At 33.7% G+C, this 19,605-nt stretch carries 20 protein-coding genes; 7 read left to right on the top strand and 13 right to left on the bottom strand.

Annotation, left to right across the window (positions count from 1 at the left end):
* Positions 1 to 250 precede the first annotated feature (250 nt).
* The gene (locus BW983_RS21280) at positions 251 to 1,132 is read right to left on the bottom strand and encodes a DMT family transporter (protein WP_076553800.1); all 882 of its coding nucleotides are present in this window, start codon (positions 1,130 to 1,132) and stop codon (positions 251 to 253) included.
* A gap of 98 nt (positions 1,133 to 1,230) precedes the next feature.
* Between BW983_RS21280 and BW983_RS21275 the strand changes: the two genes are divergently transcribed.
* Positions 1,231 to 2,652: an aminotransferase-like domain-containing protein gene (locus BW983_RS21275; RefSeq protein ID WP_076553799.1), complete on the top strand. Its 1,422-nt coding sequence runs from the start codon at positions 1,231 to 1,233 to the stop codon at positions 2,650 to 2,652.
* Between the two features lie 113 nt (positions 2,653 to 2,765).
* On the opposite strand, the gene BW983_RS21270 is transcribed toward BW983_RS21275, so the two are convergent.
* The 6 genes from BW983_RS21270 to BW983_RS21245 form a co-directional block, all read right to left on the bottom strand.
* Positions 2,766 to 3,362 (bottom strand): Crp/Fnr family transcriptional regulator, encoded by a 597-nt coding sequence (locus BW983_RS21270; protein WP_065394471.1) that lies wholly within the window; start codon positions 3,360 to 3,362, stop codon positions 2,766 to 2,768.
* A complete protein-coding gene (ytxJ, locus tag BW983_RS21265) occupies positions 3,362 to 3,742 on the bottom strand; it encodes a bacillithiol system redox-active protein YtxJ (protein ID WP_076553798.1) in 381 nt (126 codons plus the stop codon). The genes BW983_RS21270 and ytxJ overlap by 1 nt, the downstream gene beginning before the upstream one ends.
* Complete coding sequence (locus BW983_RS21260) at positions 3,739 to 4,200, bottom strand: DUF1569 domain-containing protein (RefSeq protein ID WP_228409056.1); 462 nt, start codon at positions 4,198 to 4,200, stop codon at positions 3,739 to 3,741. The genes ytxJ and BW983_RS21260 overlap by 4 nt, the downstream gene beginning before the upstream one ends.
* Positions 4,194 to 4,730, bottom strand: coding sequence for a YfiT family bacillithiol transferase (locus BW983_RS21255; RefSeq protein ID WP_076553797.1), 537 nt, complete (start codon positions 4,728 to 4,730; stop codon positions 4,194 to 4,196). The genes BW983_RS21260 and BW983_RS21255 overlap by 7 nt, the downstream gene beginning before the upstream one ends.
* A gap of 194 nt (positions 4,731 to 4,924) precedes the next feature.
* Positions 4,925 to 6,067, bottom strand: a complete 1,143-nt coding sequence (locus BW983_RS21250; RefSeq protein WP_076553796.1) for a DEAD/DEAH box helicase — start codon at positions 6,065 to 6,067, stop codon at positions 4,925 to 4,927.
* Between the two features lie 186 nt (positions 6,068 to 6,253).
* Complete coding sequence (locus BW983_RS21245) at positions 6,254 to 7,264, bottom strand: acyltransferase family protein (protein ID WP_167370019.1); 1,011 nt, start codon at positions 7,262 to 7,264, stop codon at positions 6,254 to 6,256.
* Between the two features lie 386 nt (positions 7,265 to 7,650).
* Between BW983_RS21245 and pncA the strand changes: the two genes are divergently transcribed.
* The gene (gene pncA, locus BW983_RS21240) at positions 7,651 to 8,256 is read left to right on the top strand and encodes a bifunctional nicotinamidase/pyrazinamidase (protein WP_076553794.1); all 606 of its coding nucleotides are present in this window, start codon (positions 7,651 to 7,653) and stop codon (positions 8,254 to 8,256) included.
* Positions 8,257 to 8,417: 161 nt separating this feature from the next.
* Here pncA and BW983_RS21235 read toward each other — a convergent pair whose 3' ends face one another.
* Positions 8,418 to 9,599 (bottom strand): pseudouridine synthase, encoded by a 1,182-nt coding sequence (locus BW983_RS21235; protein ID WP_139329334.1) that lies wholly within the window; start codon positions 9,597 to 9,599, stop codon positions 8,418 to 8,420.
* A 102-nt stretch (positions 9,600 to 9,701) separates the two neighbouring features.
* On the opposite strand from BW983_RS21235, the gene aroB reads away from it, so the two are divergent.
* The 5 genes from aroB (at position 9,702) to BW983_RS21210 (ending at position 14,563) form a co-directional block, all read left to right on the top strand.
* Positions 9,702 to 10,748: a 3-dehydroquinate synthase gene (gene aroB, locus BW983_RS21230; RefSeq protein ID WP_076553793.1), complete on the top strand. Its 1,047-nt coding sequence runs from the start codon at positions 9,702 to 9,704 to the stop codon at positions 10,746 to 10,748.
* A 265-nt stretch (positions 10,749 to 11,013) separates the two neighbouring features.
* Positions 11,014 to 11,643, top strand: coding sequence for a porin family protein (locus BW983_RS21225; protein WP_076553792.1), 630 nt, complete (start codon positions 11,014 to 11,016; stop codon positions 11,641 to 11,643).
* Between the two features lie 261 nt (positions 11,644 to 11,904).
* Entirely contained in the window at positions 11,905 to 12,492 is a 588-nt protein-coding gene (locus BW983_RS21220) for a porin family protein (RefSeq protein ID WP_076553791.1), read from the top strand.
* 345 nt (positions 12,493 to 12,837) lie between these two features.
* Entirely contained in the window at positions 12,838 to 13,557 is a 720-nt protein-coding gene (locus BW983_RS21215) for a porin family protein (protein WP_076553790.1), read from the top strand.
* Between the two features lie 316 nt (positions 13,558 to 13,873).
* Positions 13,874 to 14,563 (top strand): porin family protein, encoded by a 690-nt coding sequence (locus BW983_RS21210; RefSeq protein ID WP_076553789.1) that lies wholly within the window; start codon positions 13,874 to 13,876, stop codon positions 14,561 to 14,563.
* A gap of 172 nt (positions 14,564 to 14,735) precedes the next feature.
* On the opposite strand, the gene BW983_RS21205 is transcribed toward BW983_RS21210, so the two are convergent.
* From BW983_RS21205 to BW983_RS21185, 5 genes are all read right to left on the bottom strand, one after another.
* Positions 14,736 to 15,683 (bottom strand): glycerophosphodiester phosphodiesterase family protein, encoded by a 948-nt coding sequence (locus tag BW983_RS21205; protein WP_076553788.1) that lies wholly within the window; start codon positions 15,681 to 15,683, stop codon positions 14,736 to 14,738.
* 167 nt (positions 15,684 to 15,850) lie between these two features.
* Positions 15,851 to 17,350, bottom strand: a complete 1,500-nt coding sequence (purF, locus tag BW983_RS21200; RefSeq protein WP_076553787.1) for an amidophosphoribosyltransferase — start codon at positions 17,348 to 17,350, stop codon at positions 15,851 to 15,853.
* Between the two features lie 134 nt (positions 17,351 to 17,484).
* Complete coding sequence (gene purC / locus BW983_RS21195) at positions 17,485 to 18,207, bottom strand: phosphoribosylaminoimidazolesuccinocarboxamide synthase (RefSeq protein WP_065394483.1); 723 nt, start codon at positions 18,205 to 18,207, stop codon at positions 17,485 to 17,487.
* Between the two features lie 36 nt (positions 18,208 to 18,243).
* The gene (locus BW983_RS21190) at positions 18,244 to 18,939 is read right to left on the bottom strand and encodes a DUF3307 domain-containing protein (RefSeq protein WP_076553786.1); all 696 of its coding nucleotides are present in this window, start codon (positions 18,937 to 18,939) and stop codon (positions 18,244 to 18,246) included.
* A 2-nt stretch (positions 18,940 to 18,941) separates the two neighbouring features.
* The gene (locus BW983_RS21185) at positions 18,942 to 19,547 is read right to left on the bottom strand and encodes a SatD family protein (RefSeq protein WP_065394485.1); all 606 of its coding nucleotides are present in this window, start codon (positions 19,545 to 19,547) and stop codon (positions 18,942 to 18,944) included.
* Positions 19,548 to 19,605 lie beyond the last annotated feature (58 nt).

Raw genomic sequence — 19,605 nt, 5'->3', positions numbered from 1 at the left:
ATGTATGCAAATATTAAACCTTATACTCTTTTTAAAAAGTTAAATAGAGTTAAATAATACATTTATTTTTTAAATTTCAAATAAAAACCATTCATATTTCAACAACTAAATCAATTATAAATGAATTTTATTAAATAATATTCAAAATACAAATAATGAATACTTTGATAAAATGATAAAGCCCGCTTTTTCGTAAAGAAAAAACAGGCTTTGAAATTTATAGATAGATTGATGTTTTTTTGACTTATCTTTATTTTGCAAATTTTTTGGTTCCTGCTACACACAGAATCACTCCTATCGTTATACCAACCATACCAATACTCACCTGTTCATGAAGAAGATAAGCTGCCAGAGCAAGTCCGAAAAATGGCTGCAATAACTGAAGCTGTCCTACCGCGGTAATTCCGCCCTGCGCAAGACCTTTATACCAGAAAATAAATCCGATAAACATACTGAATAGAGAAATGTAACCTAACCCGAACCATCCTTTAAAACTTATAGCTTCCAGATTTTGAGGAAAATAAACAAAAAACAACGGAAGCATTATTGGTAAAGACAAAACAAGTGCCCAGGAAATCACCTGCCATCCACCCAATGTTTTTGAAAGTTTAGCTCCTTCTGCATATCCTAACCCACATAGAATGATTGCTACAAGCATCAGAATATCACCTATAGGCGAAGCTGAAATACCTTGAGAAAAAGCATAGCCTACTACTAAAAGACTGCCAATTACTGAAAAGAACCAAAATACGGGATGAGGCTTTTCCCCGCCACGAAAAACACCAAACACAGCAGTAGTTAGAGGTAATAAACCTAAAAATACAATAGAATGTGCCGAAGTAAGGTATTGTAATGCCAGTGAAGAAAGCAAAGGAAACCCAATGACACAACCTATCGCAACCAAGGCTAAGGAAAGTACCTGATTCTTTGCCGGACGTTTCTCTTTATATAACAACAAGACCGAAAGTGCCAGAATTCCTGCTATTACAGCACGGGCTACTGTTGCAAATATAGGATCCATTTCCATCACGGCAAGTTTAGTTGCAGGCATTGAACCACTGAAAAGCAACACTCCTATAAAACCATTGATCCAGCCACTTACAGCCTGGTCTTTTGAAATTGTATCTGTCATCATTTTTTACAAGTTTTAATTAATGGTTCAAAATTATAAAGTAAAATTAGATAAGCACAGTATCAGTTTTGTATATTTGCATGAATACAGTTAAGAAAATGAGTAAAGAATTTTTATATACAGAGATTGCAGATGGCATTGCTGCTCAGATTAAAAATGGAGTTTTAAAGGCAGGTGATAAGCTTCCTTCTGTTAGAATGCTGTGTAATGAACATCAGGTAAGTATGAATACTGCAAAACGTGTTTTTCTTGAACTTGAGTCATTATCTTTAGTAGAATCAAAGCCACAATCCGGTTATTTTGTGAGCCAGTTACTGTCTGTAAAGCTACCATTGCCTGAAGTAAGCCGACCTTCTTTAATAGCCAACAATGATGAACCTGACGAACTGATCAGTAAAGTATACGAAAATATGGGACGAAAGGATATTACCTTTTTTTCCATTGGAATTCCATCAGGAGACCTATTACCTCAGGCTAAGCTTAAAAAGGAGATCGTACACGCCATACGTGAACTAAAAGAAGGCGGTACTGAATATGAAGAGCTTCAGGGAAATCTTAAATTACGAAGAATGATTGCCGTACGCTCACTGCAATGGGGAGGAAATCTCAATGAAAATGATTTGATCACAACCAACGGCGGAATGAACGCATTATCTTTCTGTTTGATGGCTCTAGGAAAACCAGGTGACACCATTGCCATTGAAAGTCCATGTTATCCTGGAATATTACAGCTTGCCAACGGATTAGGCTTAAAAGTACTGGAACTTCCTACACATCCCACTACAGGAATAGAAATTGATGCTTTAAAAAAATTGATTCCCCAAATTGATCTGTGTCTGTTAATCCCAAATTTTAATTCCCCTCTGGGAAGCTGTATGCCGGATGAAAATAAAAAAGAAATAGTAAAGATTCTTTCAGAGAATAATATACCACTGATCGAGGATGATGTTTATGGAGACCTTTATTTTGGAGCCAGCAGACCAAAGTGTTGTAAATCTTTCGATAAAGATGGAAGTGTGCTCTATTGTAGTTCCATTTCCAAAACATTAGCTCCCGGATATCGTGTAGGCTGGATCGCTCCAGGGAAATACAAGGATAAGATATTAAAGCTTAAACTTCTGCATTCCACTTCATCAATTTCCATCGTTAATGAAGCTGTGGCTAATTTTCTAAAATCTGGAAAATATGAAAAACACCTTCAGCAATTGCGAAAAACATTACAAAATAATTATCAGAACTACGTACAGACCATCGCAGAATACTTCCCGGAAGGCACTAAAACCAGTCGCCCGCAAGGAGGTTTATCTCTTTGGGTAGAATTTGATAAAAAAATACGAACCAAAGAACTTTATGATCTTGCCATTAAACAGAATATAAGCATTGCCCCCGGAAGGATGTTTACTTTTCAGGAACAGTTTGAAAACTGCATGAGACTTTGCATTGGTCTTCCCTGGTCAGAAGCAACACAGACAAAACTCAAGCAGGTTGGACTGCTTGCCAAACAGATTTATAAATCATAAACTTTACGTAAAAAAATCAAAGCTGGAAGCTGGAAGATAGAAGTTGTAATAGTTACAAAGTTCTTTTGTGTTCAACAGAACTGCTAGCTTCCCTCTTCCAGCTTCAATCCTTTTTATTTATTATCAGGAATAAAATTCTTCCTTGCCAGTTCTTTTCTGACACGGCTTAAACTTTCAGGAGTAATTCCAAGATAAGAAGCAATCATCCATTGAGGAACTCTCAGCAACAAATCCGGATACATTTTAATAAATTTCATATATCGTTCTTCAGCAGTTTCTCCTAATAAAGAATTGATTCTGTTTTGAAGACTTCTGATATGTTTTTGAAGTAAAAAATCACTTCTTTCTATACTATTTGGAAACTGTTCCACCAGCTTATTGAAAAAGTCAGGATGCAGAAACAAAACTTCAGAATCTTCTACCGCTTCAATATAATAATTGGATTTTTCATTGAAATAAAGACTGCTTCGATCAGAGATCAACCAGCTTTCAGGAGCAAACTGTATAATATGTTCCTTCCCGTTTTTATCAATGGAATACATTTTTAATAACCCTCTTTCTACAAAGAATATATGTCTGCATATTTCTCCGTATTGAAGCAGAAACTGGTTTTTAGGTATTTTCTTTACTTCATAATGAAGGCTGCAAGCATTCACACTTTGAATCGGAACATTGAGAACTTTAGCTAAATAATCATTAATATTCTTCATTATACAATCTGGCTTAAAGAAATATCCTGGTGCGAAGCACTGTTAACGGGCTTTCCGTTTTCTATAACGATCAGCTGTGGACTTTCATGTCTTATTCCAAGATCCTCAGCAATTTTATTGGAAATAGGTCTGTGAGCTAATAAGTCCAAAAAGTAAAGCTCCGGCTTTTCATCAGAACCATCCACTTCTTTTTCGAAGTTTTTCAATACAGTTCTGCTGATAAAGCAGCTTGTTGAATGTTTAAAAATAGCTATTTTATGTTGGTAAGAAAGTTCAATTGCCTTTGCAAGATCCTCTTCCTTCTCGATCTTTTTCCAGAAAGATTTTTGATCAGGGGTTTCATTGTTGCTTCCACCGAATATTTTATCAAAAAAACTCATACATTAAATTGTTTTAAATGATGATCAAGATGTTTATATTCTAAAAATTCCCAGTCTTTTTCAGTCATGTTTCCGAATAATTGATGACTCTCAGGTAAAGTTTTATTTTCACAAGCAGCTCTGAATTCCATCAATGTTTTCAGTAGATTGGTTTTTGATTCATCGAAATCACACTCAAAATTAACGATTAGTTTTTGAAAAGTAGGCATGTTTCTGGGAATTCCGTTATTGAAAACATACATTTCCCGCTTAGTAAGAATTCCAATTCCTCTAAAAAGTATATTAATTGAAGGAAGTTCTATTTTTTGTAATGCTACTTGAAGCACTAGATCACAATGCTTTAACATCTGTGAAACATTCATTTCACCCCATTTTCCAGGGCTGTTCACAGATAATTTAGAAATTCTTTCTATAACTTCCTCAAAGTAGATCGGATTATTAAAACTCTTCTTTACCAACCTTTTTCTTTCTTCAGATTTTCAATATGTGCAAAATGATGATCGCAATGCCATACATATAAAGCTAAACTTTCCCTAAGATTGTAATTTTTATTATGCTCAGGATGGTAGAATGTTCTCTCAAATTGTTTATTGGTAAGGCTTTTGAGAAGCACGGTCCATCGTTGGTGAGTTCCTTTAAGTATTCTCATAGCCGGTTTTACAGGCATGTGAAAACTATCCTGAAGTTCTGCCCATTTTGCTTCATCATAAGGTTTAATAGTAGGATTATCTTCTGTAAGAGCCAGTTTAAAACGGATAAAACTATTCATATGACTATCCGAAAGGTGGTTTACAAGCTGTCTTACTGTCCATCCTCCTTCTCTGTAAGGAGTATCCAGCTGTTCATCTGTAAAATGCTCAATGAGGTTTTTCAATCTGCCTGGAAAATCTTTTATGACTTTGATATAAGTATCCAAGGTTGTGTCACAAATATTTTCCGGCGTTTCAAATTGTCCTATCGGAAATTTCTTTTTTTCTAAATCGCTCATTGGTCTGGCTTTTAATTTTTAAATATTGCAGAGTTGTCCAATTAGGTTGTTGGTGGACAAAATAGCTTGGTAAATTTATCAAAATTCAAGAAATTTGAATATGAAAAAAATGTTAATTGTATACATTTTCTCATTATGAATAAAAAAGCTCCAATCAAATAAGATTGAAGCTGTAATATTTATTGTAAATGATATTAATAACCATGCAAATTAATATCCTCTGTTCTCTGCAAAGGTACTTTTTTCCCCATTTTCTTTTGAATTACCCTAAAATGCTGCAACTCATCATCAGTTAAAATATTAATAGCAGTTCCTTTTTCGTTGGCACGTCCTGTTCTACCAATACGGTGAATATAATCCAGCGGTGAGCGAGGTAATTCATAATTAATAACACAAGGCAGGAAATCAATATGTATACCTCTACCAATTAAATCCGTAGCAACTAAGATCTGTGCTCCGCTTGATTTAAATTCTTCCAGATTATTCCTACGGGCTCCTTGTGACTTTTGACTATGGATCGCTACAGCCTTAATTTTATTCTTCTTAAGTTTTTCAACCAGATTATCAGCCGATCTTGTAGACGAAACAAAAATCAAAGCTTTCTCAACCTTCTTTTCTTTAATCAGGTAACGTAGAAAAGGTCCTTTATTTTCAGGAGAAACATGATAAGCAAGTTGTTCAATATTGTCAATTTCAACTTCTTCTTTCTTAATTTCAACAATCACAGGATTAATGGATAAACGTTCCTTCATTTCAGAAACTTTATCATTTAACGTTGCCGAAAACAAAGTGGTTTGCTTTACTACAGGCATTTGAGCAAAAAGTTTATTCATTTCCTCTCCAAAACCTAACTGAAACATTTTATCTGCTTCATCAATGACCAAATGCTGAATTCCTGAAATACTCAATGCATTATGATCAATCAAGTCCAATAGACGTCCTGGAGTTGCTATAAGAACTTCCACACCAAACATTCCTTTCATCTGCGGATTAATGGAAACTCCTCCATAAACAGCCATTGTACGTATTTCGCGTTTCAGATTATCAGTAAAAGCTTTAAAAACTTCATCAATCTGAATTGCCAATTCTCGGGTAGGCACCAGAATTAAAACCTGAACATTACGTCCTTTTTTAACTTCCGAATTTTGCAATTTCTCCAAAATAGGCATTACAAAACAAGCCGTTTTCCCAGAACCTGTCTGTGCAATTCCCATCAGATCTTTTCCCTGCAAAATAACAGGTACAGCCTGCTCCTGAATTGGAAATGGCTTTAAATAACCCAATTTTTTAACTGAACGAATGATATTGTGTGATAATCCTAAAGATTCAAATGACATAAAAAAATATTTATTGCAAAGATAAGCTATTGGGATTTGGTTTTACGGTCTAAGTAATATACTTCTGCAAAGCTTTTCTTTTCAAAAGTAACACCAACTAACAATTACAAGTTCAAACACTTTATTTTAAAGTATTTCTAAGCTTGAAAATAAAGCACATAATATAAATTGGAAATCAACCATGTTTTATTGTATAAGAACTTTCGGGCTAAAAACTTTTTTAAATCTACTCATTTGTTTCTCTACAAGATGCCAAGAAAAATATGACAGTATATAAGTTATAATTGTAGATAAAGTAAACAATAAAACGGGAGACAGATGCAAAAAGTTCATTATAACCTGTTGTACGAAAAAGGCATAAATGTAAACTCCATATGATATATCACCAAGCTTTTCTGGAAGCTGAAATGACTGAAAATAACTTTCACCTAATGGAATTATTAACAATGGAAAAATAAAAGGTGAAGTTAGATGGTATACGTTAAAATAGAAACTAACAACCAAAGACGTTAATAGTACGAAAAACAAAATAGGATTAAACTTAATTTTAACGTAATTCATTAGTGCTCCGCCAATAAATAAAGCTGAAAGCTTATAAAATAGAACAGGCTCAAGATTGATTGTATTAAAAAATATTTTAAGATAATTAGGATTAAAATTAATAAAGTAAATACTTATAAAAAAAGCAACTATCATCAAATTCCTCTTTACTAATGGCGATTTAATAAAAAACAAAAGGCTTATAACGATATACATACTAAATTCATACGCTAGTGACCATAAACTACCATTAGTTGCATTGGGGTAAGGGTTTTTATTAAAAATTCCCGGAACATTATACTGAACATTGTATAAACTTAAGTTATTAGGCAGATAGAGCCAATACTCTTTTTGAAAAATAATTTTGTACTTGAGTAAAAACATGATCACCATTGAAAAACAAAGCATAACAAAAAGACCTGGAAAAAGCCTTAGCCCTCTTTTCCAATAATATTCATATAAACTTTTAGAATTATTAAGGCTCTGAAAGATCAAATATCCACTCAAAACAAAGAAAAACGCAACGGCAATTCCACCAAAAGAAGTTGCTTTTGTTAAATCAGAAAGAATGTCTGAACCTCCAGTGAGATCAAATGAATGGGAAAAAATAACTAATGTTGAAAATAAAAGCCTAAGGGAATTGAAATTATTTTTCATTTTCAAATTTAACATTAATATTTTTATGGATACAATTGACTTTTTAGAAAAATTACTTTATACTGATTAGAGTACATTTAAATTAAAATGATTTTCGATATTAATGAAGATTATCACTACTTTGAAATAGAAAGATTACAGACAAAGTTTGATGGCAGCGAGATGATTTATGTATTGAAAAAAGTACTTAAAATCACATAAACAGGGTTATTGAGTTAATTAAAGGCTATTATTTAAAATAAGCTCTGATAAAAGGCAGCTTAATTTGGTGCTGCTTTACTCTCACTGTTGTAAAAAATTATTGCCGATTTGTCAGATAATTTAATTTTGGACAAATTTTTGCCTGTTAGTTTTGTAAATTTATCAAAAATTCGAGAAATCAAAATATGAAAAAAGCGTTAATAATCGTCGATGTACAGAATGATTTTTGTGAAGGTGGAGCTCTTGCAGTTCCTGGAGCCAGTGAAATTATTCCATACATTAACCTTCTGATGGAGGAAAATGAATATGACCAGATAGTCTTAACACAAGACTGGCATCCTGTAGGGCATAAAAGTTTTGCCAGCAGTAATGGCAGAAACGTGGGCGAAAGCATTATTCTTAACGGAGTTCCACAGTTTATGTGGCCAGATCATTGTATTCAGGGAACTTTCGGAGCAGAATTCCATAAAGATCTTAACCAAACTAAAGTAACTCATGTAATTCAGAAAGGAAAAAATCTTGAAATCGACAGTTACAGCGGATTTCAGGATAATAATCACTTTATGAAAACAGGATTGGATGATTTCTTAAAATACCACGATATTCAGTTGGTAGAAATTGTAGGATTAGCAATGGATTATTGTGTGAAGTTTACAGCTTTGGATGCTGTGGCAAGCGGATATGTTACCTGTCTTCATTTCAACGGAACCCGTGCAGTAAACGTAAAGCCGGATAACGGAAGAGATGCAATCTATGAAATGATTGAAAAAGGAGTAACCGTATTAGGATAAGTTACAAATAGAATAATATATAAAAGCACAGAAGTAAATTTCTGTGCTTTTTATTTGTCATTAAAAAAATACAAAAGACGCTGATGATTTCAGCGTCTTTTATATTTTTAAACTTAAAATTGTATAATTCTGAACTTTAGAAATTCAAAGTTCGTATTATATTAAAGCATTTTAAGGTTATTCACTTCCAGCTCGGAAAGGATTCTCCAGTGTCCTCTTTTGATATTCTTCTTCGTCAATCCGGCAAACATTACTCTATCTAAAGCTTCTACTTCATATCCTAATCTTTGGAAAATTCTTCTGATAACACGATTCCATCCGATGTGAATCTCAATACCAATCTCATTCTTAGGCTTACCTTCAATATAAGAAATCTGATCTACTACAGCTACTCCTTCATCTAAACGAATACCCTCAGCAATAAGACGTAAATCCTCACCAGTTAACTTCTTATCCAGTGTCACGTGGTAGATCTTTTTGGCATCAAAAGATGGGTGTGTCAACTTTTTAGTCATGTGTCCGTCATTAGTCAACAAGATAACCCCTGTTGTAGAACGATCAAGTCTTCCTACTGGGAAAAGTCTGTAAGGAGAAGCATTAGCTACAAGATCCATTACTGTTTTTCTCGCTTTGTCATCCTTTGTTGTCGAAATATAACCTTTTGGTTTATTCAGAAGTACGTAAACAGGTTTTTCCGGAGTAATACTTTGTCCGTCAAAAACAACTCTGTCGGTTTTCTGTACCTGATATCCCATTTCAGTTACTACCTTTCCATTTACCTCTACAAGCCCTTGAGTGATAAGCTCATCAGCTTCTCTTCTGCTGCAGATTCCTGAATTAGCAATATACTTATTAAGACGGATGCTATCTTTATGAACATCTTTTTCGATTTTATTCAATCTTCTCTTTTGTACAAAAGATCTTGTCTTGTCCTCACTTCTATCGTCTCCATTAGATGGTCTTCTACCATACTTTAAGCTACCTCTTTCGTACTTATCTCTGGTATCGAAATTTTTCCCACCTCTTTTAGGTTTACCAAAAGATTTTTTCTCAAAGCCCTCACTTTTATTCGTGATATAAGGTTTTCTCTCTGATTTTGATTCAAAATCATCATTGGAGCTTTCAAAACTTCCGGTATTTTTCTTGAACGGTTTCTTTTCAAATTTTGAGTTGGACCCTCTGTGTTCTGGACCTTTTCTATCTCCATCTTTAGAGAATGGTTTTTTAAAAGGTCTTGATCCTGAAGAATTTCCAGATCTGGAAGCACGAGAATCATCAGAACTTTTCTTGGTTGAAATTCTTGGTCTCTTTGGTCTGTCTGAATTATTATTATCTCTGCTCATTCTAAAAATTTCTGCAAAGATAGTAATTTAGTTATGAGTTAAAAATTAAGAATCATAACTTTGCAATATAGTTTACGTTTTTAACTTTATATATAAACTAAGATGATAACAATATTAAACGATAATTTTTCTCAGCTCAACGACTTTCTTCACGAAAAATCATTTAGTAAAATTTTTATACTAGTAGATGAAAACACTCATGAATACTGTCTTCCCGTTCTTTTAGGAAACATGGAAACAGATCTTGGGTTTGAAATTCTGGAGATTGAAGCCGGAGAGGAAATGAAGAATATCCAGACAGCTAATCAGCTTTGGGAAATTCTTACAGAAATGCAGGCAGACAGAAAAGCATTGGTTATCAATCTTGGTGGCGGTGTGATTACGGACATGGGAGGATTTGTAGCTTCTACTTATAAAAGAGGAATACAGTTCATCAATATCCCTACTACCCTTTTATCCATGTGTGACGCCTCTATTGGCGGAAAAACCGGAATAGATCTGATGCATTATAAAAATATGGTAGGAACTTTTGCTTTTCCTGAACAGATTTTTATTTATCCTAAATTTTTAGAAACTCTTCCTTTCAAAGAATTAAGAAGTGGTTTTGCAGAAATGTTGAAACACGGATTGATTGCTGATAAAAGTCACTGGAATCAGTTGATACAAATTCATAAAATTGATGTAGAAGCAGTTACTCCTCACATCCAGACCTCAATGGATATTAAGCAGGATGTTGTTGAAAAAGACTTTCACGAAAGTAATATCAGAAAGACACTAAATTTTGGGCATACCATAGGACATGCTGTTGAAAGCTTATGCTTGCAGCAGGGAAATCCAATTCTGCATGGAGAAGCAGTTGCAATGGGAATGATCGCAGAAACCCACTTGGCTTACCTTGAAAATCTTATCTCAGAAGATGACTCGAAGGCTATTATTGAAAATATCCAGAGATATTATCCTTATTTGGACATCAGTGATTTTAGTGATGAAAAAATTACTGCCTTGCTTTTAAATGATAAAAAGAATATAGACAGCAAAATAAACTTCTCCCTTCTATCAAGCATTGGTTCATGCACTTACGACTATCAATGCAGCCAAAAAAACATCCTTGAATCATTATCTTTCTACAGAAAATTGAATGATGCCTAATAAATTATTCTATTTGTTTAATCAAATTTTGACAAAATTGTCAATTTAGATCATTTCTAAACAAATGTTTAATTAACTTTATAATAGTCTAAAAATCAATATATTAAAATTAAAACCACTTAATCATTAAGTGGTTTTTTCATTGATTTTAATCATGAAAAATATTTTTGGCAAGCAATTTGAAAGATATCCTGCGTTCTACAGAAATGTGAACAAGTAGTAAAATTTAAAATTAAGAAAGAGTAAAAATTAAAAATTTAAAGTTATGAAAAAGTTAATTTTAGGATTAGCAGTAACTGCAAGCACGCTAGCGTTCGCTCAACAGACAACTTCTTCTAATCCGGTATCATTCGGGGTAAAAGGTGGAATGAACGTATCTTCACTTTCAAAAGATAGCGGTTTAGATGATCAAAAATCTAAAATAGGTTTCAATGCAGGTGTATTTGCAAACATCCCGGTAGCAACTTCATTCAGCATTCAGCCGGAGGTATTATATTCTCAATATGGTAACAAATCAGACTTTACAGCACTTGGAACTAAGTATTCAGCTTCTACTAAATTAGATTATATCGCTGTACCGGTAATGTTCCAATATAATGCCCTTCCAAATCTTTATTTAGAAGCAGGACCAGAATTTGGTTTCATGGTAAGTGCAAAGAACAAACTTAAAAACGAATCAAATGGAGATTCTACTACATCAGACAACTACAAAGATAATTTTAACACATTCAACTTTGGTATTGGTCTGGGTGCAGGATACTATTTCACTCCAAACTTAGGAATTACAGCGAGATATGTAGCTGGTTTAACAGATATCGCGAAAAACAGACCTAGTGGTTCTGATGCGGTAAGAAACAATGTATTCCAGGTAGGATTGGCTTATAAATTCAAATAAGCCCCAACATTCACTAACAAATTTTATATTCAATAAAAGATCAGATTATTTTAATCTGATCTTTTTTTATGTTAAAACTTAAAAGTTTGTTAATTAAGATAAATCATTTTACTATGAATAAAAAAATATCTCCTATCGCTTTGATTACAAGATATATTCTATGAATAAAAAGTACTTAAGTAAGGCATTATTACTTTTGGCACGCTGTTTGATAATATACAAAGTGTTAAATAAAACTTAAAAACTATTAAATAAATACTTATGAAAAAGATTTTTTTAGGCCTAGCATTAGTAGCAGGTACTTTCACTTTCGCACAAAAAACATCTAGCAATACTTCTTCATCTCCAGTTAGATTTGGTTTAAAAGCTGGTCTTAACGTATCTACACTTTCAGGTGATGGTATGAAAGCTAAAGCTGGTTTCTACGCTGGTGCATTCGCTAACATTCCAGTAGCACAGGATTTCTCTGTACAGCCGGAAGTTTTATATAGCGGTATGGGAGCTAAAGATGACTATAATTCAGATACTAAATTAAACTTAGATTATATCGCAGTACCGGTAATGTTCCAGTATAATGCACTTCCTAACCTTTATTTCGAAGCAGGTCCTCAATTCAGCTTCTTGGTAAACTCTAAGTTTAAAAACGGATCTAATTCATTAGATGTAAAAGATTATACTAAAGGATTTGATTTTGCTCTAGGTTTAGGTGCTGGATACTACTTCACTCCAAACATTGGTGTTAACGTAAGATATGTTGCAGGTTTAACAGACATTGCAAAAGACAGACCTAGCGGAGCTGATACATCTAAAAATGGTGCATTCCAAGTTGGATTAGCTTATAAATTCTAAGCTTTAGCTTAAGATTTAAAAATAAATTTATCAACCGGATTATTCATTTAATCCGGTTTTTTATTTCTTTATACGGATTCAAAATTTTTGGCAAGAAATTTGCCTATTGTATAATATTGTATCTTATCTCGAATAAGGATGTTTTATTAACGCAATTTTCGGATACAGGATAATATTATCAGAGATACACATCTCTAAAATTTAAATACATTTTGATTTCAATAGAAAAAGTCAGGTTTACTCGTTTAAGTCTGACTTTTTCGCATTTATATGACTTTTGTCATTTTCTTCTCTTTGGCGGAGGTTTTGCTGCAGTATCAGCAAAATTAATTTAAATTTTAAACCATGAAAAAATTATTCACAGGATTAGCATTTATGGGAGTTCTTTTCCTTAACGCACAGGAAAAAAAACAATCTACTTCACCTATATCCTATGGAGTTAAAGGAGGATTTAATGCTTCTAACCTTTCCCGCACTGATATGGATCGTTATAATTACGGCAGCCAGTACGAGGAGCAAAATAATGATGACAGATTAAAGCCTGGTTTCCATGCGGGAGTATTTGTAAATATTCCGGTAGCACAGAAATTCAGCATTCAGCCTGAACTTCTTTTTAGCCAACTAGGATCAAAAGCAGAGGAAAGATACAGATATGCTTCGGGAGGTTCTATATATAAACGTAATGTTGATTTTACCACAAACTTAAATTATCTTACCCTTCCGATTATGGTTCAATATAATATTCTTCCTCAGCTTTATGTAGAGGCAGGTCCTGAATTTGGATTATTAATAGGAGGAAAATTAAAAGGAGATATGAGCGTTGAGGAAAGATCAGGCTCTCAAATTAATACATACCGTGATAGTTTTTCTAATAAACTGGTCATGGACTTTTATAATAGATTCAATTTTGGGTTAGGTGTGGGTGCCGGGTATTATTTTACTCCAAAATTTGGAGTGACGGCAAGATTTACAGCTGGTATTACCAACGTTATGAAGAACACTGATTCGGATTACAAAGTAAGAAATAATGCACTCCAGGTAGGAGTAGCTTATAAGTTTAAATAGAGATATTCATTATTTTTCAAATGATACCGGGTTTTGCGATCCGGTATTTTTATTTGTAGCTGGTTTTAATATATTAAAAATGAATTAAATTCATCATATTTTTCTATTTAAACAATATTTAACGCACTAAATGAATTTAACAGAAAATTTATTATAAATATTCAATATATATTGAAATATTTCAAAGATAAGAAAATAAAACAGTTATTTTTAAAACAACAAAAACTATCATAAAACCCCTGTTTATCGGCATTTATTAAGTTTGGCAAGCATTTTGCAAATTATAGTGCAAATAGTAAAATTAAAAATAAAAATTATGAAGAAGTTATTTTTAGGACTGGCATTAGCTGCTGGTACATTAGCCTTTGCTCAGGAATCAACAACTGTAAATACATCACCTCTTAAAAAAGACGTTCAACCTGTAAGATTCGGTATTAAAGCCGGAGGTAACTCTGCTTACTTCAGTGCACAAGAATTCGGAATGAACAGCCAAAAGCTAGGTTTCCATGCTGGTGCATTTGTAAACATTCCAGTTTCTAAACAATTCAGCATCCAACCGGAGGTATTATATAACCAAATGGGAGCAAGAGACGTAATCTCTAATTCTCCAATTGAGAACGGAAATGTAAAAGTACAGGATAAAGTAACAATGAACTATATCTCAGTTCCTTTAATGGTTCAAATGAGACCAATGGATAAGTTTTATGTAGAAGCAGGTCCTGAATTCAGTTATTTCATCAATGGTAAAAATAAAGGTGACGTAACAAGAACAACTACAACAGGTGGTATTACAACTACTACTACTCAGTCTCACTCTGAAGATCTTGATAAGGATCAGATCAATAGATTTAACTTCGGTTTAGGGCTTGGTTTAGGATATGATATCACAAACAATATCGGAATCAATGCAAGATATACTAATAGCTTGACAAAGATCGATAAGAGCAGACCAGCTGCGGAAAACAACAACAGAGTATTCCAATTAGGTTTGAACTATAAGTTCTAATTAAAAATAAACCAATTTTTTAACTCCAAGTGCATGTATTTGCATTTATAAAATAGCCGGAAGATTTTCTTCCGGCTATTTATTTTTTTGAACATTAATTAATAATAATTGTTTTCTTTAAGAATCCAATTGATTTTTTTAACTACGTAATCACATAGAAATTTTCCATTTTTTATTCGAATATTCTGGGATCATCTGTGATAACGCCATCTATTCCTATTTCTTTTAGTTCTTTCAGTCTTTCTTTGGTATTAACAGTCCATGGAATAACTTTCATTCCTAATGCATGGCATTCTTGTATAAGTTTTGGAGTTACAAGTGTATGTTCCGGGCTATAAATGGTTGGTGTGAAGCTTAAAAATTTCATGTCTTCCGCTACTCCATTCAGATGATTGGGATATTGTTTGAATTTCTCTAAAGGAATATTTTGAAAATACTGCTGCTGCTGTGCCAGCTTTTTATCATCTACTTTTTCTACCAATAATGCAGTCATAATTTTAGGATATTCTTTATGAACAATTTCCAATGTTCTTGGATCAAATGACTGGATAATTACTCTATCCTGAATTCCTTTTTTAATAATAATCTTCATCATCAGATCTACAAACTCTTTGGGTTCAGGGTGAAAGATATTATCTGAGAAAGGGCGTGTTTTGGTTTCTATATTATAAAAAGGTAAAGGTCTTTTAAGTTCCCGGGCATAAGATTCACAAGCGTCTACAACATCTGAGAAAAGAGGCTTTTGGGCTTTCATTTTCTTTTGATCTGGATAGTTATTGAGTTTCTTTAACCCTACATCAAATGTCTTAATTTTCTCATACGGCATTTCATAAATTTTATAGTAAAATCCTGAATCTTTTGGAATGTAGCTTCCATCGGGTTTTGTAACTAATTCTGGAGAAAGAAAGGCATCGTGAGAAAGAATTACTTTTTTATCTTTTGTGGTGGCGAGATCCATTTCCAAGGTGGTTACATTCATTTTTAAGGCATTTTTCATTGCCGGAATTGTGTTCTCAGGATACAGAGATTTCCCACCACGATGTGCTTGATTATCGAAAGACTGAGAGTAATAAAATTGAGTAAATACCAGGAAAATTCCTGCGAAAAAGGCATGCTTCATATGTTCTGTTTTAACCTTATAAAATTAAAGTTTGTCTTATTCTTTTAGACTACAGCAACATTAAGCTTTTGCTATATTTTCCTTAGTTTACCGACTTTTTGGTAACATATAGTTATAACAAAAAGAGCCAGATATAAAATCTGGCTCTCTATTATATGTAAGAAATATTAATTAAATAATACTGCTTCCTCACCTTTTCCTACCGGATATTCTTCTGTGAAGCATCCAAAGCAATGATTAGAAGATCCTAAAATCTCTTTTAGGTTATCTATACTTAAAAACTCTAAAGAATCTACTCCTAAATAGTTTTTAAGTTCTTCTGTAGTCATGTTTGCAGAGATCAAATCATCTTTTGACGGAGTATCGATTCCCAGATAACATGGAGCGATAATTGGTGGAGAAACACTTCTGAAGTGAATTTCTTTTACGCCTGCATCTTTAAGAATCTTAACCAGTCTCTTGGATGTTGTTCCACGAACGATAGAGTCATCAATGATAACTACCCTTTTATCTTTCATTTCTGAAATGATCGGGTTAAGTTTAAGGTTGACTACCCTTTCTCTCATTTCCTGTGTAGGAACAATGAAACTTCTTCCGATATATCTGTTTTTGATCAAAACCGGACGGAATGGTATTCCTGAAGCTTTTGAGAAACCAATAGCAGCCGGGACTCCTGAATCTGGAACTCCAATTACCAAATCAGCTTCTACAGGTGCCTGTTCCCAGATTTTCTCACCAGATTTTTCTCTGATTTCGTAAACGTTGATATTCTCTAAAGTAGAGTCAGGTCTTGCAAAATAGATGTATTCAAATGAGCAGATTCTTTGCTTGCCCTTTGCTTCATCCATCATATAAGATTGAAGTTTTCCAGGTTCATTTTCATTTGTATAAATGATTTCTCCCGGAAGAATATCACGTACATACTGAGCTCCTACAGCATCTAATGCTACAGATTCTGAAGCAACAACATAGGAGTTTTCATCAATTGCTCCTAACACTAACGGACGGATACCGTTAAAGTCTCTGAATGCAAAGAATTTATTTCTAGTCATTCCCACTACAGAATATGCACCTTCAATCTTTTCCATTGTAGCTTTGATGGCTCCACGAAGTCCCAAATCAAGGTTTTTCTGGATTAATCTTAGGATTACTTCAGAATCTGAAGTAGCTCTGAAAACTACACCTTCAGCTTCTAGTTCTGCCTTTAATTCTTTCGCATTGGTAAGGTTACCATTGTGTGCTATTGAAAGTATAATCTGGTCATATTCGTTTTTCGCGAAAAATGGCTGGAAGTTATATTTCTTTTTATCTCCTGCAGTGGTATAACGTGTATGTCCAATTGCAGAATTTCCCATAAAAGTTTCAGGTTCCTGAATTTCTTTATAAACATCTAAAACCAGTCCTTCATCTTTCATGTTTGTAATTCTTCCATCCTTTAAAACGGAAATACCACAAGCTTCCTGACCTCTGTGCTGTAAAGCAAAAAGCCCGAACTGTGAAAGGGAAAACGTATCCAGATCATTATCTGAATATAATCCGAAAATACCACATTCTTCGTTAGGAGCATCTAATCTTTCCTCTTCCTGAGTTCTGAAAAGATTCCTTCCGTAAACCTGGTTTTCAAACTGTTTTAAATATTCACTTTTATGAATGTCTAAACTTTTCATTTCTATTTTTTCTAATTGTAGATCTTAGAAGTCAGATTTCAGACCTCAGACTAAAAGCTAACTTCAAATTTTAATTTTGTTTTAACTAACAAAGTATTTTCAGTGTCAACATCCGGTATCTGACATCTGGTATCTTATTTCCCTAAAAGATTTTTAAGACGGTTATAGATCTCAACATATGCCTCAGTTACTTCACCTAAGTCTCTTCTGAATCTGTCTTTGTCAAGTTTCTTCATCGTATCTTTATCCCAAAGCCTGCAAGTATCAGGAGAAATTTCGTCAGCAAGGATGATTTCACCATCTGAAGTTTTTCCTAATTCGATTTTAAAGTCTACTAAGATGATATTGATCTTGTCAAATAAGTCGATAAGGATCTCGTTGATATCTGACGTTAATTCATACATTTCGTCAAGTTCTTCGTAAGTAGCAGCTCCTAAGAAAACAGCGTGATGATCATTGATAAGCGGATCTCCTAATTCGTCTTTCTTATAGCAGATATCGAAGATCGTTACTGGAGATTTAATTCCTTCTTCCACTCCTAATCTTTGTGCCATACTTCCTGCAGAATAGTTTCTTACTACCATTTCTAATGGAATGATAGATACTTTTCTTACCAATTGTTCTCTTTCGTCCAATTGTTTGATGAAATGAGTTTTGATTCCTTTTTCATTTAAGTATTCAAAGATAAGGGTTGTGATCGCGTTGTTCATCTCCCCCTTCAGGTCAACCTGACCTTTCTTTTGAGCGTTAAATGCTGTAGCATCGTCTTTGAAACGTACTACTACTTCATCAGGATTATCGGTAGCAAATACTTGTTTCGCTTTCCCCTCGTACAACATTTCTTTCTTTTGACTCATAATTTTACTTTCTAAATTGTAGTTAGATTTATTGATTTACTTTATTATTATTCCTGTTAAGACAGCCAGTCCAAAACTCAACAATGTACCAATTAATACATATTCCGTGAGTTTTCTCTGTTTTGCCTGTGCAAGGTCACTGAATCTGAAAACAGATTTGGCAGCAACCATGAAACCTACGCCTTCCCAATGATTCACCAAAATAAAGGTGAAAACAAGAAGACGTTCTAAAATTCCGATATATTTTCCGGCACTTGTTAAAGATTCGGTTTGGATATTGTTGGGACCATCCGGAGCAGGTGTCCATGATGATAATAGGATCTTAATAAAAATAGAAGCAGGCGTTGTAAGAAACAATGCAGCCATTATTATTTTTAAAAATTCCTGATTTTGTAAAAAGTCAAATGTAAATTCGCCGAAATAAAAAGATATACCGCCGATCACTAAAACATGCAGCAGCTGATCTATAAAAAACCATCTTTTTTTCGTTTTTACATTCTGAAAACAAAGTTTTGCCAGATCAATAATGAAATGAGAAATACCCACCAAGACAGCGACCCACCAAAGTTTTAAATCCCAAAGGAAAATTAAACTTAAAGCAGTGTGAATCAGAATATGAAGGTATAAAAACTTACTTTTTAGTTTATAGTTCTCCTTATCCGCAACCCATGAATTTGGCTGAAGTATAAAATCTCCGAGTAGATGTGCCAATATGAGTTTGATAAAGATCATGCTTATAGTTCTGAGATTTTCTTTCTGAAATACTGATTGGTTTCCACGATGAGCTCATAGTTAGCCCGTTTCAGTCTCTGGCTGATAGAAGACTGTGAAATAGCAAATCTTTTGGCAAGATCTTCCTGGGTAATATCCTGATTCATAATCATTTCGTGAATGATTTCTGATGTAGCCATTGTCCAGTTATCAAAATCCTTTGATGACCATTTTAGAAGGATATTAAGATCCCTGTCTACAGCATCGTTGGATGTTTTGATGGCAACGGTATGTCCGTCGTTTTTAAGGTCGTTCAATAATCTTCCGGAGTGTACATAAGCGGTACCGTTGGATTCGGTGATTTTTTCGGATGAAAAACTTTCTTCTCCAATGCCTATAGCAATCCTTACATCGAGGTTTTCCTGACTTTTAATGAGAGATTTAATGGCTAGAAAATGCCAGAAGACAGAGTCTATACTACATTTGAACTGAAATTCATCCCCTCTGTAAATTTCCCATGTATCAGGAGCGCTCCCCCAATTTTCGAGAAGATTTTTCAGCTTGGTGATCCAAACTTCAGTATCTGCATGTTGTGAATTTATAATATCACCGGTAATGACCGCTATCATACTGCAAATATAAGCATAATTACTTATATATAAAAAATATAAGCAAAAACACTTATAG

The organism is Chryseobacterium ureilyticum, assembly GCF_900156735.1.
In the GTDB taxonomy this organism is placed as follows: Bacteria; Bacteroidota; Bacteroidia; order Flavobacteriales; family Weeksellaceae; genus Chryseobacterium; species Chryseobacterium ureilyticum.
Note: the sequence above shows the minus strand (reverse complement) of the source record. Positions and strands in the feature narration are given on the sequence as shown.